The organism is Amycolatopsis dendrobii (assembly GCF_014145675.1).
Lineage (GTDB): Bacteria > Actinomycetota > Actinomycetes > Mycobacteriales > Pseudonocardiaceae > Amycolatopsis > Amycolatopsis dendrobii.
In genome coordinates this window covers 653,649-680,583 of record NZ_JACGZW010000004.1, presented here as the reverse complement: position 1 = coordinate 680,583, position 26,935 = coordinate 653,649, and the positions used below count along the sequence as shown (strand labels likewise).

Annotated in this window: 21 protein-coding genes; 11 read left to right on the top strand and 10 right to left on the bottom strand. The window is 69.7% G+C overall.

Annotated features, from left to right (window positions below; translation table 11 throughout):
• Positions 1 to 12: 12 nt before the first annotated feature.
• The 4 genes from H4281_RS14935 to H4281_RS14920 form a co-directional block, all read right to left on the bottom strand.
• Positions 13 to 1,545: an eCIS core domain-containing protein gene (locus tag H4281_RS14935; protein WP_246411779.1), complete on the bottom strand. Its 1,533-nt coding sequence runs from the start codon at positions 1,543 to 1,545 to the stop codon at positions 13 to 15.
• A gap of 128 nt (positions 1,546 to 1,673) precedes the next feature.
• A complete protein-coding gene (locus tag H4281_RS14930; protein ID WP_182891476.1) occupies positions 1,674 to 2,792 on the bottom strand; it encodes a serine hydrolase domain-containing protein in 1,119 nt (372 codons plus the stop codon).
• A 112-nt stretch (positions 2,793 to 2,904) separates the two neighbouring features.
• The gene (locus H4281_RS14925; protein ID WP_182891475.1) at positions 2,905 to 3,933 is read right to left on the bottom strand and encodes an alpha/beta fold hydrolase; all 1,029 of its coding nucleotides are present in this window, start codon (positions 3,931 to 3,933) and stop codon (positions 2,905 to 2,907) included.
• Positions 3,934 to 4,024: 91 nt separating this feature from the next.
• Positions 4,025 to 6,736 (bottom strand): helix-turn-helix transcriptional regulator, encoded by a 2,712-nt coding sequence (locus H4281_RS14920; RefSeq protein ID WP_182891474.1) that lies wholly within the window; start codon positions 6,734 to 6,736, stop codon positions 4,025 to 4,027.
• Positions 6,737 to 6,849: 113 nt separating this feature from the next.
• Here H4281_RS14920 and H4281_RS14915 point away from each other — a divergent pair, with 113 nt between their 5' ends.
• The 8 genes from H4281_RS14915 (at position 6,850) to H4281_RS14880 (ending at position 14,450) form a co-directional block, all read left to right on the top strand.
• Positions 6,850 to 8,370, top strand: coding sequence for a tannase/feruloyl esterase family alpha/beta hydrolase (locus H4281_RS14915; protein ID WP_182891473.1), 1,521 nt, complete (start codon positions 6,850 to 6,852; stop codon positions 8,368 to 8,370).
• Positions 8,371 to 8,484: 114 nt separating this feature from the next.
• Positions 8,485 to 8,973: a DUF6130 family protein gene (locus H4281_RS14910; protein ID WP_220507180.1), complete on the top strand. Its 489-nt coding sequence runs from the start codon at positions 8,485 to 8,487 to the stop codon at positions 8,971 to 8,973.
• Positions 8,974 to 9,018: 45 nt separating this feature from the next.
• The gene (locus tag H4281_RS14905) at positions 9,019 to 9,960 is read left to right on the top strand and encodes a LysR substrate-binding domain-containing protein (RefSeq protein ID WP_182891472.1); all 942 of its coding nucleotides are present in this window, start codon (positions 9,019 to 9,021) and stop codon (positions 9,958 to 9,960) included.
• A 55-nt stretch (positions 9,961 to 10,015) separates the two neighbouring features.
• Positions 10,016 to 10,564 carry an SCO family protein gene (locus H4281_RS14900; RefSeq protein WP_220507179.1) on the top strand — a complete coding sequence of 183 codons (549 nt, stop codon included), beginning with the start codon at positions 10,016 to 10,018 and terminating at the stop codon, positions 10,562 to 10,564.
• Positions 10,564 to 12,144: a linalool dehydratase/isomerase domain-containing protein gene (locus tag H4281_RS14895; RefSeq protein WP_182891471.1), complete on the top strand. Its 1,581-nt coding sequence runs from the start codon at positions 10,564 to 10,566 to the stop codon at positions 12,142 to 12,144. The genes H4281_RS14900 and H4281_RS14895 overlap by 1 nt, the downstream gene beginning before the upstream one ends.
• Positions 12,141 to 12,992, top strand: coding sequence for a fumarylacetoacetate hydrolase family protein (locus tag H4281_RS14890; RefSeq protein ID WP_182891470.1), 852 nt, complete (start codon positions 12,141 to 12,143; stop codon positions 12,990 to 12,992). Before H4281_RS14895 ends, H4281_RS14890 begins: the two co-directional genes overlap by 4 nt.
• Before the next feature lies 1 nt (position 12,993).
• Positions 12,994 to 13,914: a VOC family protein gene (locus tag H4281_RS14885; RefSeq protein WP_182891469.1), complete on the top strand. Its 921-nt coding sequence runs from the start codon at positions 12,994 to 12,996 to the stop codon at positions 13,912 to 13,914.
• A 20-nt stretch (positions 13,915 to 13,934) separates the two neighbouring features.
• On the top strand, positions 13,935 to 14,450 hold the full coding sequence (locus H4281_RS14880; RefSeq protein WP_182891468.1) for an SRPBCC family protein: 516 nt from the start codon (positions 13,935 to 13,937) through the stop codon (positions 14,448 to 14,450).
• Between the two features lie 60 nt (positions 14,451 to 14,510).
• Here the strand turns inward: H4281_RS14880 and H4281_RS14875 are convergent, their stop codons facing one another.
• Positions 14,511 to 14,903, bottom strand: coding sequence for a hypothetical protein (locus H4281_RS14875; RefSeq protein WP_182891467.1), 393 nt, complete (start codon positions 14,901 to 14,903; stop codon positions 14,511 to 14,513).
• Between the two features lie 284 nt (positions 14,904 to 15,187).
• On the opposite strand from H4281_RS14875, the gene H4281_RS14870 reads away from it, so the two are divergent.
• The gene (locus H4281_RS14870; protein WP_220507178.1) at positions 15,188 to 16,396 is read left to right on the top strand and encodes a hypothetical protein; all 1,209 of its coding nucleotides are present in this window, start codon (positions 15,188 to 15,190) and stop codon (positions 16,394 to 16,396) included.
• Positions 16,397 to 16,401: 5 nt separating this feature from the next.
• Here H4281_RS14870 and H4281_RS14865 read toward each other — a convergent pair whose 3' ends face one another.
• The 5 genes from H4281_RS14865 to H4281_RS14845 all read right to left on the bottom strand — a co-directional run bounded on the left by H4281_RS14865 (position 16,402) and on the right by H4281_RS14845 (position 22,226).
• Positions 16,402 to 16,854, bottom strand: a complete 453-nt coding sequence (locus H4281_RS14865; protein WP_182891466.1) for a hypothetical protein — start codon at positions 16,852 to 16,854, stop codon at positions 16,402 to 16,404.
• A gap of 266 nt (positions 16,855 to 17,120) precedes the next feature.
• The gene (locus tag H4281_RS14860) at positions 17,121 to 18,950 is read right to left on the bottom strand and encodes an MFS transporter (protein ID WP_246411777.1); all 1,830 of its coding nucleotides are present in this window, start codon (positions 18,948 to 18,950) and stop codon (positions 17,121 to 17,123) included.
• Between the two features lie 26 nt (positions 18,951 to 18,976).
• Positions 18,977 to 19,879 carry an NADP-dependent oxidoreductase gene (locus tag H4281_RS14855; protein ID WP_182891465.1) on the bottom strand — a complete coding sequence of 301 codons (903 nt, stop codon included), beginning with the start codon at positions 19,877 to 19,879 and terminating at the stop codon, positions 18,977 to 18,979.
• Positions 19,876 to 21,384, bottom strand: a complete 1,509-nt coding sequence (locus H4281_RS14850; RefSeq protein ID WP_237596815.1) for a carboxylesterase/lipase family protein — start codon at positions 21,382 to 21,384, stop codon at positions 19,876 to 19,878. The genes H4281_RS14855 and H4281_RS14850 overlap by 4 nt, the downstream gene beginning before the upstream one ends.
• 125 nt (positions 21,385 to 21,509) lie before the next feature.
• Positions 21,510 to 22,226 carry a TetR/AcrR family transcriptional regulator gene (locus H4281_RS14845; protein WP_182891464.1) on the bottom strand — a complete coding sequence of 239 codons (717 nt, stop codon included), beginning with the start codon at positions 22,224 to 22,226 and terminating at the stop codon, positions 21,510 to 21,512.
• Positions 22,227 to 22,597: 371 nt separating this feature from the next.
• Between H4281_RS14845 and H4281_RS14840 the strand changes: the two genes are divergently transcribed.
• Together H4281_RS14840 and H4281_RS14835 are read left to right on the top strand one after the other, a co-directional pair.
• Positions 22,598 to 22,936 (top strand): CU044_2847 family protein, encoded by a 339-nt coding sequence (locus tag H4281_RS14840; protein ID WP_182891463.1) that lies wholly within the window; start codon positions 22,598 to 22,600, stop codon positions 22,934 to 22,936.
• Complete coding sequence (locus H4281_RS14835; RefSeq protein WP_182891462.1) at positions 22,933 to 26,928, top strand: nSTAND1 domain-containing NTPase; 3,996 nt, start codon at positions 22,933 to 22,935, stop codon at positions 26,926 to 26,928. Before H4281_RS14840 ends, H4281_RS14835 begins: the two co-directional genes overlap by 4 nt.
• The last annotated feature ends 7 nt before the right edge of the window (positions 26,929 to 26,935 follow it).

The window sequence follows — 26,935 nt, the reverse complement described above, 5'->3', positions numbered from 1 at the left end:
AACGGCGCCGCGCTAATGCAGCTCGAAGCTGTACACCTGGCGTCCTTCCACCAGCAGATAAATCTGGACGACCTGGCTGGCATGGTGCGGCAGGGCATCGCGCATCGCGAAGAAGATCTTCTTCATCTCCTGGAAAAGCGCGGTGCGGTCTTTCACCGCCCGGTAACTCGCCGGGAGGTCCATGCGGACGCTGGATCGCTTGTTCTTCTGCGCGTCATCGAGAAGCGTCGCGACGGTGGTGGCGAACTCCGCCGGCAAGGCGTAGTCGCCTTCTCGCTCGGTACCGCGCGCCTCCGGTGGCGTCAGCACCAACCGGTCGAACTGCCGGGCCGCGGCCACGACAGCCGGACTCGGCGGAGCCGGCGCGAGGGCCGGTTTGGGCGGGTCTTTGCGAGGAGAGAAGTCGAACGGGATCGACGGGCCCTTGACGATTTGCTCGCCGGGCGCGGACGGAACCGGCGGCGCGATCGACGGCGGCACGATCTGCGCGTACGGACTGCCCGCTCCCTCCTGCTGGCGCTCCATCGGCTTGCCCGGCTGCTGTTTGATCAAGCCCGCCACGGCGCTGTGGATCGAGCCCCGCTCCGCATCGGTGATCCGTGCCTGCGCCATCGCCGTGTCGACCAGGTCGAGCAAACCCGAGGCGACCGCCGATTTGGCACCGTCCACGATGAGCTTCTTCAGGCCGTCGGACAGCTTCATCCGGCGGAGGATCGGCGCGAGGGTCGTATCGACGATCACCGCACCGGCCGCTTCTCCCGCGTTCTTCGGCCGCTTGTCCGCGTCCGGCTTCACCGGAGTACCGCGCACCTGCTCCAGCCGCCCCGCCGGGATGGCGGCGGGCAACTGCCGGACGACCGCGTGCGCGAAGCTCGCCGGCGTGCCGGGCACCGGCCCGGACAACCAGGCCTGAACGGACGCCATCCGCACCGGGTCGCCGGCGAACAGCGACAGGACCGCGAACTTCACCTGGTCGGTATTGTGCAGCGTCTGCCCGCCCTGGTCCTGCTGCACCTGCTGGAGGTAGGCGGTGAGCACCTTCTCGACCTCGTCACGGGTCGCGGCGGCTTTTTCTCCGGTGCGGTCGACCTGCCGCTGGATCGCTGCCACCCGCCCGCCGGGAACCGCCACCGCCCCCGCTTCGGCCGCCCGCTCGGCGGGATCTCGTGGGGAACTGACACCGGGCACGAGGCGGCTGGCGTGCCGCTGCTGCACCACGTGGGCCGCCTCGTGCCTCAGCAGGTGCTCGTCGGGATCGCCCGCCACGACGATGTCCTCGCCGGAGGTGTACGCGACCGCGCCCAGGTCCCGCGCGGTCCGGGCCGCCTCGGGACCGGTGTGCACCCGGACGCCGCCGAGGTCCTCGCCCCACCGTTCCTCCAGCCGGCGCCGCACCTCGGCCGGCAGCGGTACGCCAGACGAGTGCGCTGGGATATTACTGAAATCCGCGGCCGCGGCGGTCGGCGTCTCCTGGGCTTCCTCCGGCGCGACCCGGGGCGCCGGACCAGGCGAGTGCTTCCTCGGACGGTGGCCATGAGCCCGCATACCGCGCCTCGCTTCCGATCGCCTGACCGCGTTTTCGCTCCAGGATCGGACTGGCCCGTCACCGCGGCATCACGCTGGTGCCACTCGCCGGGCGGCCGCCCGCCTTCCCGGCCGGAACTCGACGAGGCTCAGGACGCGCAGTAGGCCTTCAGCGCCGCGTTGCCGAGCGTGGTCTGCCCCCGGGTCGCGGCTCCGGCCAGATGGTTCTCGTTGGCCGCGACCAGCACCTGTTTGCTGCCGTCGTCGCTGGTCAGCCACAGGTTGTAATATCCCAGCACCCCGCCGCTGTGATTCCAGGCCAGCCCGCAGGCCGTCGGCGACAGGCCGATTCCCAGCCCGTACCGGTTGCCCGCGTCGTCGGCCGGCACCGTCGTCTTCAGCTCGGCCTGCTGCTGCGGCGGCAGGAGTTTTCCGCTCAGCAGCGCGCGTTCGAAGGTCGCCAGATCGTCCTCTGTGGACACAATGGCGCCCGCGGTCCCGAACGCCTGCACATTCGAGACGGTGACGTCGTTGTAGAACGCGCCGAACGAGATGTAGTAGCCGTTCAGGTAGTTGCCGCTCAAGCCGGGATCGGCGGTCGGGAACGAGGTGTTGCGCAACCCGAGCGGTTCGAAGACGCGCCGCTGGATCTCCGCGGCCGGTTCGTTCCCGGTCACCGCCTTGATCACCATGCCGGCGAGGACGTAGTTGGTGTTCGAGTAGTGGAACGACGTGCCCAGCGACGGATGCGACGTCGCGATGTCCACCAGCGTCTGCGGCGGCCACGCCTGGCGCGGGTTGGTGTTGGCGACATAGGAGTTGAGGAACCGCGGGTCGCCCGCGTACTCCGGCAGCCCGGAGGTTTGGTGCAGCAGCTGCCGAACGGTGATCTTGGTTCCGTCGTTCCCGTTGGCGTTCACCGCGCCGGGCAGCCAGCGGGCGATCGGATCGTCGAGGGAAAGCTCGCCCTCGGCTTCCAGCAGCAGCAGGACGGCGGCGGTGAACGCCTTGGTGTCGCTGCCGATCCGGAACTGCGCTTTCGGGTCCGCCGGAGTCTTGGTGGTGAGATTTCCGTACCCGGCGTGGATGTATTGCGCGCTTTCGCCGTTCCGGACCAGCCCGATCACGCCGGGGTATCCGGCGCTGACCCCGGCCTGGGCGCCCGCTTGAAGGATTTCGGCGGGAGTCTCCGCGGAAGCCGGGCCGGCCAGACCGGTCAAGGCGGCGACGACAGCCACCGCGACGGCTCCGAAAGCTTTGCGTCTCATCGCACTCCTCGGTTCGACGGTCGCCGGGATTGCCGATTCCCCCACGGGCACAGCAGTTTCCGGCGAGAGGCGTGCGCACAGTATCCGCTCCCGATCAAACTTCGATGAATCGTCAGAGCTTCGCCGCGTCCGCGATCGCCTGTGCGAACGGCCGCGGCGCTTCCTGCGGCACGTTGTGCCCGATGCCGTCGAGGATCCGGTGCTCGTACTTCCCGGTGAACTTGGCGCGGTAGCCCTTGCCGTCCTTGGCCGCGCCGTCGAAGTCGCTGGCCAGGGTGATCGCCGGGACGCCGATGGTCGCGCCCGCGGCGAGTTTCTGTTCGTGCGCCTCGTACCGCGGTTCTCCGGGGGCGAGGCTGAGCCGCCAGCGGTAGTTGTGGATGACGATCGCGACGTGGTCCGGATTGTCGAACGCCGCGGCGCTGCGGTTGTACGTCGCGTCGTCGAAGTGCCACGTCGGCGAAGCCGTTTTCCAGATCAGCTTGTTGAAATCGTGCCGGTTCGCCGCGTAGCCCGCGCGGCCGCGCTCGGTCGCGAAGTAATACTGGTACCACCAGCCCAATTCGGCGGCCGGCGGCAGCGGCTGAAGATTGGCCTTGAGATTGGCGACGATGTACCCGCTCACCGGGACGACCGCCTGGCACCGTTCGGGCCACAACGCGGCGATCACCGCAGCCGTCCGCGAGCCCCAGTCGTAGCCGCCGAGAATGGCTTTGTCGATTTTCAGCGTGTCCATCAGCGCGACGACGTCGAGCGCGATGGCCGTCTGCTGCCCGTTGCGAACCGTGTCCGCGGACTTGAACACCGTCGGACCGAACCCGCGCAGGAACGGGACGATCACCCGGAACCCTTGCGCGGCCAGCAGAGGCGCGACATCGGCGTAGCTGTACGGGTCATACGGCCAGCCGTGCAACAGCAGCACCGGCTTTCCGTTGGCCGGGCCGAACTCCGCGTATGCCATCGAAACGACACCGGCGTCGGCGTGCTTGAGCGTGCCCAGCGAGGTGTGCTCGCCCGAACCGGCACGCAGGTCAACGCCAGCGGCGGCGGGCCGCGGGGCGGCAGGCGACGAGCAGGCGGCGAGCGAGGTCGCCGCCACACCGGCGGCGAACATCTGGGTGAATCGTCTCCTGCTGATCATCTGAACTCCTGTGCGCGAGACCGTGGGACGGCCTCGACGCTAAGGAGCCCGGCCGCCGCCCGCGCCCGTCGGATGACGCAACCGGGGTAAGTCAGTCGCCGAGGGCCTGCACCGCGTCGGCCAGCTCAGCGCGGGAGCTCACGCCGAGCTTCGGGAAGATCCGGTGCAGGTGAGTCCCGACGGTCCGGTGCGAAAGATAGAGCCGCTGCCCGATCTCGCGGTTCGTCAGCCCCTCGGCGGCCAGCTGCGCGATGCTCAGCTCGTGCGGGGTCAGCTTGTCGCGGGCGTCCGGGCTCCGGTTCGGGCTCGACTCCCCCGCACTGCGCAACTCGCGCCGCGCCCGCTCGGCCCACGCCGTCAGGCCGAGTGCGTCGAAGGTCTCCCGCGCGGTACGCAGGTGCGCCCGCGATTCGACGACCCGGCGCTGCCGCCGCAGCCACTCGCCGAACGCCAGGTGGATCCGCCCGCGTTCGGCAGGCCATCCGCTCAGGTCTGCTTGCGATGCCGCGGTGAACAGGTCTTCGGCGGTTTCCTTCGGTGCCAGCACCGCACGCGCGTACCGCAGCCCGATGTGCAGCGCCGGTGCCTCGGACACGGCGCCCAACGGCTCCAGCTCGGCCAGGATTTCGCGCATCGCGCCGGTTTGCCCGGCCCGGACGGCGGCTTCGGTCAGCTCCGTGACGCAGTAGGCGCGCAGGGCCAGCTGGTAAGCCGGATCGGCGGGGTCGAGCAACCGGCGCAGGTCGGCGAACGCGTCCTCGTACCGGCCTTCGCTCGACGCCACGATCCCGCGCGCGAGCTGGACCGTGGCCAGCACCGGACGCGCACCGGCGGCGAGCCCGGCGCGTTCGGCCTCGTCGGCGAGCGCGCTGGCCTGCTTGTGGTCACCGCGAAGCGCGGCGATCTCGGCTTGGACCGCCAGCGCCAGCCCGCCCATGAACGGCTGCCCGGTCTCCTGGGCGAGCCGGACCGCCTCCGCGGCGGACGGCGCCGCACCAGCCAGGTCGCCGAGCCGGACCCGGCTCCACGCCTGGACGGCCAGCGCCCGCGGCAGCAACCCGAGCCTGCCCTGCGCTCGCAGGCCCGGCACCGCGGCGGTCGAGAAGCGGGCGGCCAGGTCGAAAGCGCCTACCTGCAAGGACGCGCTGCCCAGGTACCGGTCGGTTTCCGGATCGGCTCCGGTCGCGCCCGCGAGCACCCGAAGCTGCTCCAGCACTGCGGTGCCGCGTTCGAACGGCGCGACGTACGCGGCGACCGCGATCAGGCGCGGGTCGTCGTCTGAAATCGGCAGGCCGGCCGCGACATCCAGGAGCGTCCGGCGAGCTGTCGCGCCGGGTTCGGCCCAGAAACACCGCATCGCCGCGCCCCACAGGATCCGCGTCGCCGCGTCGTCCTGACCGTCCGCGGCGACGGATTCGGCGAGCGCCGCCAGCTCCCCGATCCGGGCGGGATCCTCGCGGACGCCGTCCTCGAAACCGCTGAGCAACTGGCTCGCGGTCGCTTTCCGGCGCGCGGAAAGCGGCCCGTTCCGGGCTTCGCGCACCAGCCGTTCGGCGGTTTCGCGGCGACCGGATTCGACCGCCAGCTCGGCGGCCCGCAGCCACCGATCCGCCCGCGCGTCCGGGTCTTCGCTGAGCCGCGCCGCCTGCTCCAGCGCCGCGATCGCCGCCGCGGCCCCGCCTCGCCGCCGCGCTCGGTCGGCGGCCGTTTCCAAGGCCGCGGCCACGGTTTCGTCCGGACCGGCGGCCGCCCGGGCTTGGTGCCAAGCACGCCGATCCGGCTGTTCACGCACCGTCTCGGCCAACGCGAGCTGCGCCCGCCGCCGGTCGCCGAGCGTCGCCGCGGCGGGAATGGCCGACCGCATCAGCGGATGCCGGAAGCTCACGCAGCCGACCGCGAACTCGACCAGCCGGGCGTCGACCGCGGGGCTCAGCACGTCGGGCTCGACCGGCGTACCGAGCACAACCCCCGTCGCGGCAAGGGTTTCGGCGATCGAGCCGGTTTCGTTGAGCGCCGCGACCAGCAGCGCGGCGCGGGTGGCTTGGGGCAGCGTCGCGACCCGGGAGGCGAACGTCCGCTCGAGCCGTTCGGTCAGCGGCAGGACCGGATCGAGCACGTCGAGGTCGGCCACCGCCGCCGGAAGCTCGGTCAGCGCGAGCGGATGGCCCGCGGATTCGGCGAGCAGCCGGGTACGGACCATCGGGTCGAGCCTCGGCGCGACCGAGTCCAGCAGTTCCGCGGCGGCGTCGTCGGGGAGGCGGTCGAGCGGCATCGGGGCGAGCCCGGCGTCGAGCAGCGGGCCGGATCCGTCCCGGAGCGTCACGAGCAGCGCGACCGGTTCGGTCTCGATCCGCCGGGCGACGAAAGCCAGGACGTCCGCGCTGGCGCGATCGAGCCAGTGGGCATCCTCGGCGATGACCAGCACCGGCTTGGCAGCGGCAGTGTCGGCCAGCAGCGTCAGCGCGGCGAGCCCGACCAGGTACGCGCTGGGTTCCGGCCCCTCGGCGAGCCCGAGCGCGGTCTCCAGCGCCGTCCGTTGCGGCGCGGGCAGCCCGGCGACACCCGCGCGGACCGGATGCAGCAGCTGGTGCAGCCCGGCGTACGCGAGGTCCTGCTCGGCCTCGGCGCCGGTCGTCCGCAGCACCCGCGTCCCCGCGACCGAAGCAGCCGCGGCCGCCGCGGCGACGAGCGCGGACTTCCCGATGCCCGCCTCGCCCCAGACGAGGACGCCGACGCGTCCTTCCGGGCCGTCCACCAGCTCGGTCAGCTCCTTGAGCTCGGCGTCCCGTCCGTGCAGCGTCATGATCCCTGACGATACCGCGAGACGACGTACGTCAACGGCGTCGTCCGACGGGCGCGAAGGCCGCGGCGAACGCCTTAGTTTCGGGCGAAAGCGACCCTCCACAAAGGAAAGCGATGAGACGCACCCGAACACTTCTCCCGGCGTTGCCGCTCGCGGCGCTGCTGGTGACCACCGTCACCCAGCTCGCGCCCAGCGCCGCCGCGGCCGAAACCACCGCCTGCGCCACCGTGCCGGTCACCGCGCCCAGCGGCGCGAAGATCGAATCGGTCCAGGCCGAACCGAAGCCCGGCTACTGCGAAATCACCGTCACGCTGACCCATCCCGGGGCCGATGACCACGTCAAGGTCGGGGTGGCCCTGCCGCAGACGGGCTGGACCGGACGGCTCCAGGCGGTCGGCGGAAGCGCGTACGCCGCCGGGGACTTCGGCGCGCCGCTGGCCCAGGCCGCCAAGGACGGCTACGCGGGCGTGACCACCGACGCCGGCGTCCTGACCGGGCTCGACACCTCGTGGGCGCTGACCGCGCCCGGCAAGGTCAACCGGCCGCTGCTGACGAACTTCGCCACCCGCTCGGTGCACGAGGCCGCGCTGATCGGCAAGGACGTCACGCAGCGGTTTTACCACCGGCCGGTGACCTACTCGTACTGGAACGGCTGCTCGACCGGCGGCCGCCAGGGCTATTCCGAGGCGCAGAACTACCCCGGCGACTTCGACGGCATCCTGGCGAACGCGCCCGCGGTCCACTGGACGCAGTTCGCGGTCGCGACGCTCTGGCCGCAGATCGTGATGAACCAGGAGCACGACTTCCCGAGCGCCTGCGTCTTCACCGCGTTCCGGCAGGCCGCGGTCAAGGCATGCGACGCGAACGACGGCGTCCGCGACGGCATCGTCGACCGGCCGGACGAATGCAGCTACGACCCGCGGTCCCTGATCGGCACGAAGGTGCTCTGCGACGGCAAGGAAATCGCCGTCACCGCGAAGGACGCCGACGTCATGCGCAAGATCTGGGCCGGACCGACCGACGAACGCGGCCGGAAGCTGTGGGACGGCCTCCCGAAGGGCGCCGATTTCACCTGGCTGGCCGGAACCGGTGACAGCCCGTACGCCACCGGGTTCCCGGTCGCGGTCAAATGGGTCCAGTCGTTCCTGGCCAAACAGGCCGATTTCGACGTTTCGAAGCTCAGCTACTCCCAGTTCGCCCAGGTGTTCCGCCAGTCGGTGCGCGAGTACGACGACGTCATCGGCACCGCCGACCCGGACCTGTCGGCCTTCCGCCGGACCGGCGGCAAGCTGCTGACCTTCGTCGGCACGGACGACCAGCTCATCCCGCCGGGCGGCACCCTGCGCTACCGCGCCGAGGTCGAACGGGCGATGGGCGGCTCCCACCGGGTGAACGACTTCTACCGGCTTTTCCTGGCCCCCGGCGTCGAACACTGCGGCGGCGGGACGGGGGCGACGCCCACGAACCCGCTCGGCGCGCTGGTCGACTGGGTCGAACACGGCAAGGCCCCGGCCACTTTGGCGGCCGCGACCGCGGACGGGAAGCAGACCCGCGACCTGTGCGCGTATCCGCGGGTCTCGCGGTACAAGGGCTACGGCGACCCCGCCGTCGCGTCCAGCTACCGCTGCCGCTGACCTGTGCCGTGCGTGCCGACCCCAGCGGCACGCACGGCACTTCCCTCCCGACGTACAGCGATGAGGTCGTCCGACAGACGCGAAGATGATCAACGGCTGCCTAGTTTTCCTTCTATGCCTCATCTTCTTCGCACCACGATCCTCGGTTCAGTCGCTTTCCTGGCGACCGCGTGCTCCGCTTCCGCTGCCCCGCCGGTCGTCTCCGCCCCTCCTCCAGCCGCTTCGCCCGCCGCGGCTTCGGGTTGGCCGCCCGCCCCCGTCGTGCCGCTGCCGTCCCAGCCGCCGCCCGCGCTCGTCGTCGACGCGCCGCTTCCGGAGCAGCTCGCCAAAGGCCTGGTCGTCCTGCGCTACCGAGCGGAGAACCTGCGCATCGTCCCGGTCTACGGCCTGGCCGCGCTCGACGTCTCCCCGCGCATCGGCCACATCCACGTCACGGTCGACGACGCGCCGTGGCACTGGGCCGACGGCAGCGGCGAACCGCTGATCATCCAGGCGCTGCCGCCCGGCCCGCACAAGGTGTGGATCGGGCTGGCCGACCCGACGCACAAGGTCCTGGACAGCAAAACCGTCAGTTTCGTCGTGCCGGTGGGCGGCCACCACTGAGCGGACCGGCAGAATCGGCCGCATGCCAACAGCCGAGCGTTCCCGATGACCGACCTCGCCGACGGCAGGCTCAAGCTGCGCCATCTGCGCTACGTCGTGGCGATCGCCGAACAGGGTTCGCTGGTCGCCGCGGGCGAACGGCTGCACATCACCCAGCCGGTGCTGACCCGCGGGCTGCGCGAACTCGAATCGATCCTCAAGGTCGAACTGTTCGAACGCAGCCCGCGCGGGATGACGGCGACGCTGTTCGGCGAGGTCTTCGTCGACCACGCCCGGGCAGTGCTCGCCGAACTCCGCCAGGCCGGGCGACATCTCGAAGAGCTGGTCGACGGCCACGCCGGCACCGTCACGATCGGCACCTTCCTCGCCGGGGCGAGCGTGCTGCTGCCCCGCGCGGTCGCGCGAGTGAAGACTGTCGCCCCCGACCTGACCGTCGTCATCCGGCACGGCGGCCCGGAAGCGCTGTACGAGGCGCTGCTCGCGGGCGACGTCGACCTCGTGGTCGGCACGCTCGAACCGGCGAACAACGACCGGCTGCGCCAGCACCACCTCTACTACGAGCCCGCCCGCGTGGTCGCGCGCAGCCAGCATCCCGCGCACCGGCGGCCGGGGCTCACGATCGCCGACCTGATCGGCGAGCTCTGGTCGCTGCCGCCCGCCGACAACCCGCAGCGGCGGCAACTGGAGGAACATCTCCTGAGCCGCGGCCTCTCGACCCCGGCCAACCGCATCGAATGCGGGTCGTTCCTGGCCGTGCGCGCCATCGCGCTGGAAACCGACACGCTCGTCGTGATGCCGCAGCTGGTCGCCGAGACCGAACCGGAGCTGGCCGCGCTGCCGATCGACCTCGGCATCGTGGAATCGGTCGGCGTCACGCTGCCCGCGGGCAGGCAGCTCACCCCGACGATGCTGCTGATGATGCGGAAACTGGACGAGGCGGCGGCCGAGATCCGGGCCGCCATCACCAGCTATACCCAACCGGCATAGCCGCGCGCCAACGCGGCATTGGACGGGCATGACCGCGCCTCCTAGCGTGTGAGTCATGGAAATGAATTCCTCCTGCTGCACTCCTCCCGGATCCGGTTCGGCGACGATTGTGCGCCCGGTTCCGACAGTCGGCGGAAATTTCCGGCTGATCGACGATTCCGGAACTGAGGTCACCGAGCAGTCCTATTTCGGAAAATACCTGCTCGTCTTTTTCGGCTTCACGCGTTGCCAGACCGTGTGCCCGCCCGCGCTGGCCCGGATCGACCGGGTGCTCGACAAACTCGGCGAACTCGGGAATCGCGTGCAGGCCCTTTACGTGACGGTCGATCCGGAGCGCGACACCCCGGACGTCCTGCACGCTTTTCTCGCTGCCCGGCACCCGCGGATCACCGGCCTCACCGGATCCGCCGAGGAAATCGAGTCGATGAAGAAGGCGTATCACGTGCACGCCCGGCGGGTGGACGACCCGGACGGCTACCGGATGCCGCACAGCGCGTTCACCTTCCTCATGGGACCCCAAGGCGAATACCTCACACACTTCGCGGACACGGTGGACAGCAAGGACATCGCCGCCGCTGCCGAGCGATTCCTGGCGGTCCGGTGATGCTCCCCGCACCGGACATCTCGGGGTACCCCGCGCTCGACGACTTCCAGGCGGGACACGTCCAGCACGTGCGCAATCTCGTCGCCCAGCAGGACAACGAGTGGGCGAACATGGGCAGCATGCTGTGGGGCCAGGAATGGACCGACGCCTACCGCTACCAGCTGACCCAAATGGCCTACACCCTGGGTTTCGCGCATTTCCACCATCTTCCCGCCGCTCCCGGAGCGTTCCGTCCGGTCTTCGAAGAGATCATCCGGAAAATGCAGCTCCCGGAAGTGTGGGCGTACTGGCGCGAGACCAGCCGGGGCAGCATTCGCAACAATCCGGACAGCACCGCGTTGCGCGAGGGCTGGCGCGATCCGGTGATCAAGGAAAACATCATGTACAGCGGCCGCTTCTTCGCGATGCTCGGCATGCACAGCATGCTGTTCGACAGCGACCAGTACGACCGCGAAGGCGCGCTTTCCTTCCGCTGGGACCCGCTGTTCCAGGGCCTCGGCACGGAAATCTACGAGTACTCGCTCAGCTCGCTCGCCGACAACCTGTACTGGCAGATGGCCGACCAAGGCTGGTACGGCATCGTCTGCGAACCCAACTGCCTTTTCCTCGTCTGCAACCAGTTCCCGATCCTCGGGTTCCGGTTCCTCGACCTGCGCAAGGGCACGGCGGTCGCCGAGGAGGTCACCCAGTCCTACCAGGCGGCGTGGGACAAACGGGGCATCCTCAACGAATACGGCGAGTACTGGCGGCTCTGGCTGGTCGAGCAGAACCGCCCGGAAATGCCGCTCGAAGGCGGCGGCAACGCCTGGACGGCGCTGAACCTGAACGCCTGGAGCCGCGACCTGGTGCACCGGCTCTACCCGGACCAGATCCGCGACGAGATCCGGCGCACCCCGGACGGCCTGGTCACCCTCGCCGAGCCGACCGCGGCGCTGGAAGCCCGCAAGGCTCGCCTCGCCGGCCGCGAGCCGGAGTTCACCCGCGACCTGGATTTCGTCTGGCGCGCCCCGGCTTTCGGCTACGTCGCCGGATGCATGGCCGAGGTCGGCGACGAGGAGAACCTCCGCGGCCTGCTCGGCTACGCCGACGCTTATCTGAACCCGACCTGGGAGAACGGCGGGCTGTTCTACCCGCGCCAGGACCGTTCGTTCGACGAGAACGGCAACCCGGTCTTCATGGACCGGCTGACCGGGAACGCGATGCTCGGCTACGCCCGGCTGAACGTCCCGGACGGGCTCTGGAAGATGTACCACCACCCGTGGACCGCGGCGCATTTCCGCGAACCCCGGGTGACCGCGATCGACGGCCCGGCCGAGGTTCTCCGAGCCTGGTACGACCGGGAGAAATCGCTGCTGGCACTGACTTTGCGCCCGGTCGCCGGAAAACACGCCGACGTGACGCTGCGGATCGGCAACGCCGAAGCGCCCTGGACGCTGTTCCGCGACGACGTGTTCGCCGCCGATTCCGCCGGGGCGGGTACCCCGGGGCTCCGTGCCCGGCGCGAGGGGAACGACCTCGTCGTCAGCCTCCCGCTGCCGGTGCGGACCAATCTGACGCTCTGTTTTGAGGAGAAACCGTGAAACTGGCCAATGTGGACGGCCGGGCCGTCCTGCTCACCGCCGAGGACAAGGGAATCGACGTCGCCAAGGCGTCGGGCGGACTCTTCGGCCTCGGTTCCGTCTACCGGAACTGGTCCGAATTCCAGGTTTGGGCGGAGAAACTCACCGCCGAACCCGATGTCGCCTTCACCCGCGCCCAGCTGGGTCCGCCCTCCCCCGAACCGCGGCAGATCGTCGCGATCGGACTCAACTACGACGCGCACGCCGCGGAATCCGGCTTCGCCGCGCCGGACGGCCTTCCCCCGGTGTTCACGAAATTCGTCTCCGCGCTGACCGGCCCCGACGCCGAGGTCGTGCTGCCGCCCGGCGGAAACGTGGACTGGGAGGTGGAACTCGTCGCGGTCGTCGGCCGGACCGCCCATCGCGTCGACGAATCCGAGGCGTGGGACCGCCTCGCCGGGGTGACGATCGGGCAGGACCTCTCCGAGCGCGTCTCGCAGCTGGCCGGCCCGGCCCCGCAATTCAGCCTCGGCAAGTCCTTCCCGAACTTCGCGCCGGTCGGACCGTGGCTGGTCACCCCGGACGAGCTGGCGGATCGAGACGACCTGGCGCTGTCGTGCGCGATCGACGGCGAGACCGTGCAGGACGGCCGGACCCGCGAGCTGATCTTCCCGGTCGCGAAGCTGATTTCCGCTCTGTCGCAGACGATCACCCTGTATCCGGGCGATCTCGTGTTCACCGGAACGCCCTCCGGGGTCGGCGTCGGCCGTACGCCGCAACGCTTCCTGCGGGCCGGGCAGGAGCTGGTCAGCCGGATCGAAGGCCTCGGCGAAATGCGGCAGACCTTCGTCGCGGAACCGGAGGCGTGACATGGGGACGCACCGGCTGACCCGGGTCACGATGGGCGTGCCGAACGTCGCGGAAACCGTTGCCTACTACGCGGATTTCGGGCTGACCCACGTCGGCGACGGATCCTTCACCACCCTCGAAGGCGGCGAACAGCTGCGCGTCCGGCACGCGCCCTACCGGCAACTGCTCGAACTCGGCGTGGGAGTCGACGACACCGACGACCTCGCCCGGACCGCGGCGCGCCTGAACCGGCTCGGCGTTGTCAGCACCGAGTCCGGCACCGCCGTCTGCGCGATCGAACCGGTCTCCGGATTCACCGTGCGCGTGGAGATTTCACCGCGGATCACGCAGCGACCGGTCTTGGCCACGCCGTACAACGGACCCGGCCGCATCGAGCGGTCCGGCCGCGCGCCCGGCGTCGTGCGCACCGGCCCGGTCTTGCCCAAGAAACTCGGCCACTGCGTGGTGGGCACCACCGATCTCGACGCCACCATGCGCTTTTTCACCGAGGCGCTCGGCTTCAAGGTCAGTGACTACATCGGACACAAGGGCGCTTTCCTGCGCTGCTCGGTCGATCACCACAACGTCCTGGCGCTCGCGGCCCCGGTGAACTTCCTGCACCACACGTCGTGGCAGGTCGACGACATCGACGACGTCGGCCGCGGTGCCGCCGCGATGCTGAACGGCCATCCCGACCGGCACGTCTGGGGCCTCGGCCGCCATCACGCCGGTTCGAACTTCTTCTGGTATCTCAAAGACCCGGCCGGGAACTTCAGCGAGTACTACTCCGACATGGACTGCGTCCCCGAGGACGAGATCTGGACGCCGGAGGTTTTCGAAGGCGCGCAAGGCCTCTTCAGCTGGGGCCCGCCCCCGCCGCCGTCGTTCCTCGAACCGGACGACCTCGGCGCCCTCATGACCGGACAGCATTCCCCCAAATAACCCCGAAAAGGAGAGAAATCATGTCTGCAGCCCTCTACGTTCGGCAGATTCCGGACAACCTGAACATCCGCTTCGTCGAGAACCGCATCGTGGTCAACCGCCCGGCGCAGGAGGTCTACGACTGGGCGACCACCTGGTCTAACCTGCCGAAATGGCTGCCGATGGCGTCCGGCACCGAAGTACGCCGCGGCACCCCGGACGTCCCCGCGGAAATGGGCGACGTGCTGCTCGAGACCATCGTGCCGGACCTGAACGAAAAGCCGAAGCTGTACACCGTCGTCGCGCGGGTCCCGGGCAAGCTCTGGACAGTGGTCGGCCGCGACGTGCTCGACGACGGAACGCTAGCGCCGTCGATGCACGCGATCGCCACCTTCACCACCTTCGACCTCGGCGACGGGACGACGCTGTTCTGCCGCCTGTTCGAGCGCCTGGTCCCGCCCACCGAACCGGCGGGCCCGCACCCGGTCGAGGACCCGGCCCGCATCCAGCCCGGGCTGGAGCTGCTGAAGGCGCACATCGAGGGCGCCGCCGCGTAACACCCGGGTTCGCGAGGGAGCCCGGGGGGGAATCGGATTCCCCCAGGGCTTCCCTGCTTGCTATCGCGACACGGTGACCGTGGGGCCTTCCACCGTCTCGTAGGAGTAATTGTCTCCGACGAACTGGTGCTCAATCACATACTGGCCGAGCTGTGCGTTGGCGAAAACCCCGATCGAGAAAGTGAAGGTTTTGCTGCCGTTGACCGGGACGTCGCCCACGTCGTAGCGAATGGTGTTTCCGGCCTGGTAGCACAACGCGCAGGTGCTGACGTCGAAGAGCTGATTGATCGCGCCGTTCGCCACGCCGAGGCCCAGCTTGCCGCCTTTCAGCGGGTCGGCGTCCGCGTTCGACAGGGTTACCGAGAAGGTCACGGCCGCGCCTGGCGCGACGGTGGCCGGGGCGATGCTCACCGTGCTCGACGGCGCTGGATCGGCGTTCGCGACGGAACCCATCCCCAGCAGGGCAAGAACACACATCAGTGCGACAACAGCTTTTCTCATGACAGCTGATCACCCACTCCATGCTCGACAAAAGGGATTAGCCCGTCCCGGCCGCACCGCGCTCGCCCGGCCATTCGGAGCATTGCTGCTCATTCTTTCGGTCGCGCTTCTGAGCCAGACCACCGACAGTTCGACGTTAGCCCGGAAATGATAGCGGGAATCAAGCCGGTTGCGCGAGAACTGTTCGCCGATCACGGCTATCGTCGAAAACGGGACCAATCGGCGAAAGGGCCAGCATGGAGCGCAGTCCGCGGACGATCGCCTTGCCCGGCCAGATCTGGGGCGTGGCCGCGCCCGGTCCGGACGGCCCGCTCGTCGCCACCTCATATGACGGCGACGAGTTGTCCCGCACAGTGCTGACCGCGCTCGACTTGTCGGGGGCGGTGGTGTGGCAACACCGGGCTGACGGCCATCCGTACCCACCGCTGGTCAGCGCCAACGACACGGTGTGGATCGCCCGCCGGGACGCGCGCGGCTGCGTGCTGACTGAACTCGACCTCACCGGCAGGGTCGTCCGCTCGGTCGCGCTCGAACACGAACCGCACGAGCATCTCGGCGCGTTTGTCCTGCTGGCGAATGGTTTCTGCGGGTCGTGGCTGCCCGCCGACCCGTTCCGCGTCGTACCGCCCGATCACCTGCCGCGGGTCGCCCGCCACGACGAGCACGGCCGGACGCTCTGGTCCGCCACCATTCCGGTCGGCTCGCTGAAGCCGGCGGACACCGGCCCTCCCGAGACCCGCCCGAACGTGCCGCCGGAGCCCCGGACCCTCGCGGCGGCGCATTGGCAGCCGCTGCTGATTTCCGCGGACCGCGTCGCGGCCGGTTTCGCCGACGACGGCAGCGGGATCGGCGTGACCTTCTTCCTCGACCTCGCCGACGGGACCGTGCTCGCCCGGACCCCGCCGGGCCCGCGTTGCCGCTGCGCCATCGCGGCACCCGGCGAATTCCTGATCGGCGAACAGGGCTACGGGATCTTCCGCACCACGCGATACGACCGCGCCGGAACGGCCGTACAACAGTGGCCCAGTCACGCATTGCTGCTGATCGATCGAAATGGCGGCATCCGCGGTCCCGAATCCGAAAACATTCGCCGATTACGTTCGCGATTCCGCGGCCTGGCCGAGGACGGCACACTGTTCGGCGGACCGCTCTTGCGCGATTACTACACCACGTACCCGGCGCTGGACCGCAACGGCACGGCCGTGTTCTGGAGAGAAGGACAGCTCATCGCCGTCGATACGGATTTTTACCTGCGCGTGCTTTTCGCCAGCGAGGACGAGCGCGCGGTGATGAGCCGGGTCCTGCTGCTCGCGGACGGGCAGGTCGTCTTCAGCCTGGGCAGCGACCTGCTGATCTTCCGCGACACCGGGCTCGGCCCGCTGGACGACGGACCCTGGCCGTGCGACGGCGGAGGTCTCAACGGCAACCCGGTGAGATACCAGTAGCGCCGTCACCGAACCACGACGTAGTCGCCATCGCGCCGGGCCTCGGCGAGGTCGGCGTGGGTGGACGCGCTGGTCAGGAACCGCCCCCGGACGACGCGAATCCACGAACCGTCGAGCGGAAAGACGAGCGCGCCGTCAGTGCCGCGCAGCATCGCGCCCGTCCGCAGGTTGCCGAGAAACTCGATGATGTCGCGTTCGATCTCCGCAGCGAACTCGCGGTACTTGTCGTGCGAGATGTCGTAGAGATCGGTGTCGATGTCGTACGTGACAAGCTTGCCGGTCGCCGGGTCCCTCGCCTCGAACTCCACCCCCAGCCAGCGCCGTGGATCGACGATCACCGTGGCCTGCCAGGTCAATCCGCTGAGCTGCCATCTCACCGAGGCGTCGTCGACGGCCACCGGCCACGGGGTGGTCGCTCGCAGTTCGCGAAGGAAGGCTAGAAGCTCCTGGCCGGTCACGCGGTCCAGTCTATTGCGGCGGGCCGTCCCATCGGACCGTGAACTGTCCAGGCTTCTGGTGCTTCTGCTGAACCGGCGGTTCCGCAGGTTCGGCGGAGGACGCCGGTTCGGGAAGTGCACGGTCAGGCCGCCGGGATCCTGTCCGTGCACGGGCACTTCGAGTGAGTATCCGGCCGGAACCGCACCTCCCCCGGCATCAGGGACGAGACCGCGGTATACCGCTGCCAGGGACGGTACAACGTCTGTGTTTCCCTCACGACCCACGGCTAAGCAGACAAAGCTGGGAGCGCTCGGTCCATCAGCGCCGCCATCTCCGGGGCCGCGGCTCGTAGCCGAAAGCCGCCCGCAGACAGATCGGCGCGAGCACTGCATCGAAGACATGGCCGGCGGCTTGCTGCCCGCCTCCGCGACTCGGTCCGGCGCCCGCGGCGACTGCGCGGTTCGCCGCCGCAGGCGCCCGGCCGCATCGACGGCGGTCGGCTCGCCCCCGAGCGGAGAGATCGCCGCGGCCACGCGCGGAACAAGGCGCCCCTCGCGCACGGCGTTGTGCGCCGCCGCACGTACGGGCGGTACGGCTCCAGGACAGGTGTCTGCCCGACGACCAGGCGCTCGGCCGCCGGGTCAGCAGGCAACGGCAAGGGACCGCTGCGGAACAGCAGCGCGGACAGCACCGCGCTGCCGAGGAATACCGCCGACGCGATCCAGAACACCAGGTGATACCCGGCGAACGTCGCCTCGGCGAGGGTCCCGGTCGTCGGATGCGCAGCCAGGTACCCGGCGACCGCGGACGTCGCGAGCGAACTGAACACCGCGGTCCCGATCGACCCGCCGATCTGCTGGGCCGTCGTCACCAACGCGGACGCCACCCCCGCGTCATGCTCCCGGACGCCGCTGGTCGCGGCGTTCTGCACCGGACCGAAGATGAATCCGAAGCCGATCCCGGTGACGAGCAGGGCGGGCAGGATGTTCGCGGCGTAACTCGAATCCGCGCCGATTCCGGTGAGGACGGCCATGCCGGCGGCGGCGAGGAGACAGCCGAGCGGGACGATCGGCCGAGGTCCCCAGCGCGGCAGGAGCACCGCCCCGGAGAACACCGCTCCCGCCATGACCAGGCCGATCATCGGAAGGAACGCGACGCCGGTCCGCAGCGGGCCGAACCCCAGCGTGTTCGCGAGATAGAAGGTGAGGAACAGGAAAACCGCGAACATCCCGGTCCCGGTGATCCCCAAGGTCAGGTACGCGGCTCCGCGGACCCGGTCGAGGATCACCCGCAGCGGCAGGAGCGGACGGGCGGTGCGACGTTCGATGACGACGAACGCGGCGATGAGCGCGACGCCCGCGAGCACCGGTCCGAGCGTCCCGATGTCGTGCCAGCCGTTCCGTTCCGCGGTGCCGAGGCCGAAAACGATCCCGATCAGGCCGAACACCACCGCGGCCGTGCCCGCGACGTCGAGCCGGACGCGCTGCGGCCGATCACCGTCGCGCAGGAGAATCAGCCCGCCGACGAACGCGACCGCCGCGATGAACAGGTTGACGTAGAGGCACCACCGCCACGACAGGCCCTGTGTGAGGACGCCGCCGAGCAGCAATCCCACGGCGCCACCCGCACCGGAGATCGCGCCGAAGATGCCGAACGCGCGGCCGCGTTCCTTGGCGTCGTCGGCGAAAGTGATGGAAAGCAAGGACAATGCGGCCGGGGCGAGCATCGCGGCGAACGCGCCTTGGCCGACTCGCGCGGCCAGCAGCGTCGCGAAGTTCCCGGCAGCACCGCCGACAGCGGAGGCGACCGCGAACCCGCCGACGCCGACGAGGAACAGCCGCTTCCGTCCAAAACAGTCAGCGAGCCGGCCGCCGAGGAGCAGGAGGCTCCCGAACGCGAGCGCGTAGCCGGTCAGCACCCATTGCCGGTCATCGGCGGGGAATCCGAGGTCGTGCTGTGCGCTCGGCAGGGCGATGTTGACGATCGTGGAGTCGAGGATGTCCATCAGCTGGGCGAGGCTCAGCACGACGAGCGTCAGCCAGCGGTGCTGGGGTTTTCCGGGCGCGCTTCGGGGAGCCGGCCGGGCGATCCCGGTCGGCGAGAAGTCAGGATTCATGAGGTTCTCTCGAGTGAATTGGCCCGTCAACCGGGCAGAAGGACAAGCTTTCCGCGCACCCGGCCCGATTCACCGACCCGGTGCGCCTCCGCGACCTCGGACAACGGGAACGTCTGCCCGACAGGCAGGGTGAACTTTCCGGCTTCCACCAGCTCGCCGAGTTGAGACAGCACATAAAGCGCATGCCCGCCGTCACCGCGGCTGAAGCGCACGCCGTGTTCCTGGGCACCGGCGAAGTCGGCGACGGTGATGACGTGTTCCGGGCCGCCCGCGAGCACTATCAGCTCCGGCAGGACGCCGCTTCCGGCAACGTCCAGGGCCAGGTCGACGCCCTCCGGTGCGAGTGCACGGACCCGATCTGACATACCAGGTCCGTAGGCAACGGGTTCGGCGCCGAGCGAGCGCAGAAAGTCATGCGTGGCAGTGCTTCCCGTGCCGATCACTCGCGCGCCCCGAGCCACGGCGAGCTGAACCGCGGCACCGCCGACGCTGCCGGAAGCACCGTTGACCAGCACTGTGGTGCCGCTCTCGACGCCGAGCTGATCAAGCGCACGCGCGGCCGTCTCGGCTGCGGCGGGCAATGCGGCCGCCTCGGCGAAGCTGAGCGACGGCGGGATGGGCGCGTAGCAGAACAACACGGTCAATTCCGCTTGTGCGCCACCGGAAGCGGCGAAACCGAACACGCGGTCGCCGATCGCGACATCCGTGACGCCATCGCCGAGTCGATCCACGACGCCCGCCGCCTCGTGCCCCATGGTCTGCGGGAGTTCCTGGTCCATCAGGCCCTGGCGTTTCTTCCAGTCGCTCGCGTTGATTCCCGCTGCGCGCACCGAAATCCGAATCTCGCCAGGCCCCGGACGCGGATCCGGGAGGTCGACGAGTTCGAGGACTTCCGGGCCGCCGAAGGTGCTGAACCGGACCGATTTCATGAGTCAATCCCTTCCCGGCCCGGGGCCGAGGATCGAAGAGGCAGGCACGGGAAGTCGTGACCTGCCCACAGGTTCGCGGACACCTGCTCCGGATAGGACCGCACGATCGGGTCGGCGCCGATCACCCAGGTCGTCCACGCGGCGTCGAATTCGCCCCATCCGGGACCCGCGCCGCGGGCGAAGCCGGTCCACGCCGCTCTCATCGCCGCCGAGAGTGCGGTGAGTTCCGCATTCGGTTGCGGTCCCAGCATTTTCTCGACCAGCGGGCCCGTCAGATTGCCGAACGTCAACGCGACGTCGGCGCCGTGGCAAGCGCCGAGCGCCCCGCCGGATCCAAGTGCTTCGAGGACGAACTCGTACAGATACGAGCGGCCGGTGTGGTCCCGGGCGAGGTTCACCGAAGGCATGCGGAACAGCCAGTCGGAATGGAGGGTTTCGTAGCGCAGCTCTGGCGTCGCATCCGGGAAAGCCGCGCGGTAGCCGTCCGGTGCCAACGCGGCGAGTGCGCCTGTGGTCATTTCTTCGGTGACCCGGCCGAGCAGTCCGCGTCCGGCGAGCATTTTGCGGAATTCGTCGCGGGTGTGTCCGACGATCAGTTCGACGTCCCGGGAAGCCCCGTTCCGGAGCGCCTGCCAAGGCGTGGCAGGAAGAACGTCGCCGTCGACGACCGGCGAGAACGGCGTCACCCCGTACGCGAAAGCGCCCCAGCGGCCGGCGTGCTCTCGTATATCAAGCGCGTCGACTGCCGCAGTCAGCGAGATATCACGGAGCCCCTCGACGGTGGCCGTGGTCCCGGCACTCGCCGCGATCGTGGCCATGACATCCGCCGCCAACTCCGGCGAGACGAACGTGCCCAGCACGCTCTGCGCGATCGCCCGGTGGAACAGCCCGGCCGCACACGGCATCGCGAGCAGCGCGGCGACCCCGCCCGCGCCCGCGGACTGGCCGAAGACCGTGACCTGGCCGGGATCGCCGCCGAACGCGGCCACGTTGTCCCGGACCCATTCGAGGGCCGCGACCTGGTCGAGCAGCCCGCGGTTCGCCGGAGCCCCCGCGAGCTGCCCGAACCCTTCGACGCCGACGCGGTAGTTGAAGGTCACCACGACGACGCCTTCCTGAGCGAGGACCGCCCCGTCATATCCGGGATCGGCCGCGCTGCCCGCGAGGTAGCCGCCGCCGTAGATCCACACCATGACCGGGCGGGCGCCGGACAGATCGGCGGTCCAGACATTCACGGTGAGACAGCCGCGCCCGTCGTCGAACGGACTCGGCGGCGGCGCGACCGCGGACGAGGGCACCTCCGCTTGGACCGGGATCGGCCCGAATGCCTCGGCGTCGAGGACGTTTTCCCAGGCACGGGGCGGCTGCGGCGCCGCGAAGCGCAGGTCGCCCACGGGCGGCGCGGCGAAGGGGATGCCGCGGAAGACCGCGAGGGTTCCCTCGGCCGTGCCGCGCACCTGGCCGCGGGAGATCGTCGCCACCGGCCGCTCTGTCCGTGCTTCCACGAACACCGTTCTACCAACGAACAGTGTTCCTGTCAACGCGCACGAAACCCCGCCCAGGTGGGCAAGATGTGTTTTCAGCCGGTCAAAGAGGGCCCTGACCTGCGCCGGAACGCCTCCGCGTCCGCCTAGCGGCGCGCCAGACCGTCGATCATCACCTCGAGCGTGAAGTCGAACCGGTCATGTCCCTCACCGGCCGTCAACTCGACAGCATGGCTCGCGGTATACGGAAAATCCTCCGCCGGCAGCGAAGCGAGACGCCGCTGCATCTCGTCCCGCCCGACGACCCACACGGCGTCCTTCTCCTCCACTCGCCGTTGCACGATCGACGTCTCGAGGCAGTAAGCGGCCACGTAAAGCAGCAGGGAATCCACGCCCCATGCCGCGGCCTGCGCCGGGACGCCGCCGTTCAGCAGGATCGCCAGCATCCCCTCGTTGAGCCGCGCGGTCTCGAGGTCGGTGGGCGCCACCGCGAACGCCGCGCCGGAGATCCCGGGGTAGGCCAGGTACAGGTCGCGCAACTGCGCGCACACGTCGCGGATCTGCTCACGCCAGTTCGCGGCGTCCGGCTTCGGCAGGACGATTTTCGCGCACAGCCGCGCGATGAGCAGCTCATCGAGGTCGGTCTTGTTGACCACGTGCGCGTAAAGCGAGGCCGGACCGGTGTTCAGCGCGTCGGCCACGCGGCGCATGGACAACGCCTCGTACCCCTCGGTGGCGATGATCTCCAACGCCGCGTCGACAACCTGCTCGACGGTGATCGGCACCGTGCGCCGCCGGGGCTTCGGAGCGGTTCCGGGTTTCGGTGGCTGGTGCCGCGCCGCGCGTCGTTCCTTGGGGTCCACCGGTGCACCTTATCTCGGCGTGTTCGTTCGCCGAACACCGTTCGCCAGGAAGCCGGGCCTGGTCGTCAGCGGGAGATCCGAAGCGTGGCCCCGCTGGGCCCCTGCTCGGGGCGCGCGGCAAGAGTCGCGCCTCGGTGATCTTTGGTTCCCGCTGCCCTCACGATGACTGCTTCATTCGGCCGAGCCGTGGTTTCGCTGTACCGGGCCGCCTGCGGCTGTCCATTCTCCTCGGCCCGGTCGCGTGCTGCTTGCGCCTGCGCCGAACGCCCCGGGGCCGAACGCGGATTCTTCGATTCCGCCCTCCCCGGCCCGCCCGTTGTGCTTCACTGACCGGCACGAAGCGATCGCGGGTCCGAAGGGGTACCGAGGCCATGACGCAGTGGGTCAGAATGCCGGTCGGCGACGGCGACACCATTCTTTTCGAGACCGATCCCGCTGACGGCGGAAGCCGTGCGGCCAGCGGAAACCAGCCGGTCGGCCGCGGTCCGTCGGTCGAGCAGGCGTCCGAGTCGGTCCAGGAGGCGCTCCGGCGCGTCCGGCCCGCCGCCGAGGCCGTGCTCGCCGAGTTCCGGGCGATGGAGCAGCAACCGTCCAAGATCAGCCTGCAGTTCGGCATCAAGGTCACCGGCGAGGCGAACCTGGCGATCGCCAAAACCGCGGGCGAAGCGAACTTCACGGTCAGCATGGAGTGGACCGCGCCGTCGTCATGAGCGCTGATCCGCTCGTCGCGGCGGTCGTCCGGATCAGCGGGGCGGCGGGAGTCGGCGGGGCCGGTTTCCTGGTGGCTCCCGGCCGGGTCGCCACGTGTGCGCACGTGGTGGCCGACGCGCTCGGCGAACGCCGCGACGCCCCGCTCCTGGACAGCCTCGTACAGGTCGAATTCCCCTTGCTGGCAAAGGCTTCCCGGGTTCCGGCGCGCGTGGTCGACTGGCAGCCGGAGAGCGAGGACGGGGCCGGCGACATCGCGGTGCTCCGGCTCGAAGCGCCTGCCCCGCCCGGCGCGCTGCCCGCTCCTGCGCGGATCACCGACGACGTCCGCGGGCATTCGTTCCGCACGTTCGGATTCCCGTTCGACCAGGAAGCCGGGATCTGGATCGAGGGCAAACTGCTCGGCGCGCAGAGCACCGGCCGGATCCAGGTCGAGACCGACGCGCGGCAGTGGCGCATCGAGCCCGGGTTCAGCGGCGCACCGGTGTGGGACGACGACGCGGACGGCGTCGTCGGCATGGTCGTCACCCGGGCCAACCGCCACGACACCACCGCGCACCTCATCCCCGCCACCGCACTCGGCGACACCTGGACCGTCGCGGCGGAAAACCCTTACCGCGGGCTGAAACCCCTCGAAGAACGCGATGCCCCGCTGCTGCACGGGCGCGACGCCGAACTGGCCGGACTCGCCGGGCAGGCGGCCCGCGAGGACCTCGTCGTCGTGGCCGGTCCGTCCGGTTCGGGCAAGTCGTCGCTGGTCCGCGCCGGTCTGCTGCCGCGCCTGCGCAGCGAGGGCGTGCGGGTGCTCGACATCCGCCCGGACACCGCAACCGAACCGGTCGCCATGTTCGCCGCCGCGATCGGGCAACCGGTGGAAGACCCGCGAGCAGCGGCGAACGCGCTGGTCTCCGACGGTGCCGCAGTGCTTTTCGTCGACCAGTTCGAGGAGATCGTGGTCGCGGACCGCGACGGGGCGCGCCGGTTGCTCGAACTGCTCACCCGGATGATCGCGTCGCAACGACGAGAGCCGGGCCAACCGGCTCCGCTGCGGGTCGTGCTCACCTTGCGCGCCCGGTCCCTCGACGCGCTCATCACGCGCGAGACCGCGGGCCGGCTGAACAAGGCCGTCCGCTTCCTCGAGCCGATGTCCCGCGAAGAGCTGGCCGAGGCGATCACCGGGCCCGCCGCCGCGGTCGGCGGCCTCGCCTTTGAAGCCGGCCTGGTGCAGCGCATCCTCGACGACGCGATGGACCAGCCGGGAACACTGCCGCTGGTTTCGCTGGTGCTGGAACGGCTCTGGCAGAAACGGCACGGCGGCTGGCTCACCCACGCGGCGTACGAAGAACTCGGCCGGGTGCCCGGGGCGCTGGGCCAGGCCGCTGACGAAGCACTCGAAGCCTTGCGTCCGTCCGAAAAGGACGCTGCACGCAGGCTGCTCGTCCAGCTCGCGAGACCGGACGGCGAAGCGGGATTCGCCCGGCGTTCGGTCCGGTTGGCCGAACTCGACGCGGAACTCCAGGACATCGCGCACGAACTCGCTGCCCGCCGCCTCGTGGTGCTCGACGAACACCAACGCGCGGATCTGGTACACCAAGCGCTGATCGACTACTGGCCCCAGCTTCGGGGTTGGCTGGACGAAGACCGGGATTTCCTGGTTTGGCAAGCAGACCTGCGCCAGGACATCGACCAGTGGGAGCAGTCCGGCCAAGACCACGGCGGCCTGCTCCGCGGTGCGGCACTCGCCACCGCCCGGCAATGGCTCGCCCAGCGCGGCTCGGATATCACCGCGCCGCACAAGGAATACGTCGAACGCAGCTACGCCGCCGAACGACGCGGCATCCGGCGCTGGCGCATCGTCACCGCCGTCGCACTGACCTTGGCGCTGGCCGCGAGCGTGCTCACCGTGGTGGTGCTGCGCAACCAGGCGACGATCAACGACAATCTCCACACCGCCAACGCCATCCTCCTGGCCCAGGAATCCTTGCGCGACGCGAACGGCCAGGACACCTCGGCGTTGCAGATGGCGCAGGCGGCTTGGCGGGAAAACCCGCACAGCAGCGACGCCTATGGTGCGCTTTTGCAGCAGGAGTTGTATTGGCGGGGGATCGACCGGATCCTTCCGCCTCAGCACATCGCTCCGACCGACCGGATCCTGTCCACCGCGGACGGTCAGCGATTGATCATCAAATCCGCTGACCCGACGACCCCGGTCTCGCTCTGGCAAGGGCTCGCCGGTCCCGCGCCCCAGTCGCGCGCACTTGCCGTCAACCCCACCTCGTTTCTGGAGCTGAGCCCGGACGGCCGTCTGCTCGCCGAGTCCGGGAACGAACCCGGGGTCAAGATCTGGGATCTGGACAGCCCGGCCCCGCCGCTCGTCCTCCGTGCCGACGACGCGACAGCGTTCCAATCCGTCTCGTTCAGCGCGAACGGCCGGTACCTCGCGGGAGTGCCCAACGAGGTTGCCCGGCCCCGGCATCTCCAGATCTGGGATCTCCGAACCCGCCGCGCGGCCGCGACGACGCTGCCCGCCACCCTGGCGACGGGCATGGTGAACACGGTGTACCCGACCGACGACGGACGCCAAGTGGTCCTGTTCGAGCAGCCAAGCGATCCCAACGCCAAAACCGAGGCAGTAGTGCGCGACACCGCCACCGGTGCGCTGGTCCGGTCGCTCGGCCGCGGCGTCCTTCTCGACCACGGCCGGAAGATCGCCGCCTGCGACCCCGAAACAGCCACCCTCGTCGACCTCTCCGGCACCCGGCTGGGGCAGCTCGCGAGCGGCGTCGACTGCTCCAGCCTGGACACCGACCTCACCGGACAGTTCGTGCTCCTGAACAGACCGGGAGCGGGACCGCTGGGCGCCGTGCACTGGCCGGACGGGAAGCGGTACTTGTTCGCCGATCCCACAGTGACGGTGAACTGGGCGACCGCGAGCACCTCGCCGACCCCGGTCCTCCTCCCCGCCCCGGACGGCCGGCTGACCGCGCTGACCGTGCGGAACGGGTCGATGCAGCTCAGCACGGTGCCCACGACGGACGCCAAGCCCGCCGACACCACCTCGTGGAACCCGTCCGCCCGGTCCCCGGACGGCCAGCGCTGGGCAGCCCGCACCAAGACCGGAGAACTCGCTCTCCTGGACGCGCACCAGCAGGTGCTGAAGCAGGTCTCAGTGCCGTCGCCGACCGCGCTTTCCTTTGACGCCAGCGGAAAACACGTCCTGTCCGTCGGCAACGGCATGCTGCGGACCTACCGGGCGGACGACCTCGCCCTCGAACACGAAGCGCCGCTCCCCGGAGGCCCTTCCCCCAACGAGAACGGCACGGTCATCGCCGTCCCTGGCCAGAACGCGGTCGTCGTCTACGCGAAAACGGCCACGTTCTGGGACCCGGCCACCGGGCAGCAGACCGCGGCGCCACTGCCGCTGACCACGCAAGCCGATGTCGCCGAGGCGAAGGCCAGGCCAGGCCATCCCGGGCAGATCTTCGTCTACGGCGGGAAAACAGCCGCGGTCTGGGATCTCCCGAGCCGGAAAGCGGTCGAGACGTTCCGCTCGGACTTCTTTCCCGGCACCCCGGCCATCGACCCCACCGGCTCGTTCGCGGCCATGGTCAACGGGGTGGGCAGCGGCGTGGTCCTGCTCGACCTGAACGCGAACCGGATGCTGCCGACGATGCCCGCGTCGATGAATACCCTGCACGGCATCGACGGCGAGTACCTGTTCGGGGAAGCCACCCTGGACTTCCAAGTGTGGCATTGGCCCGACCACAAACTGGTGACCGACGCGAAGCTCGGCGATCTCGCGGAGCACCGGTCGGTCGAGAACGGGAAGCTGTTCCTGGACACCATACCTGGCCGCAGCCCTGCGGTCCCGCTCGACGGCGCCGCCTGGATGCGGCATCTGTGCGGCATCAACGACCGGGACTTCACTCCGGCCGAGAAGACCCGCCTGCCCGCGGGTGCGGAGCAAAGCCGTCCCTGCGCGCAAGGCTCGTAAGCAATGC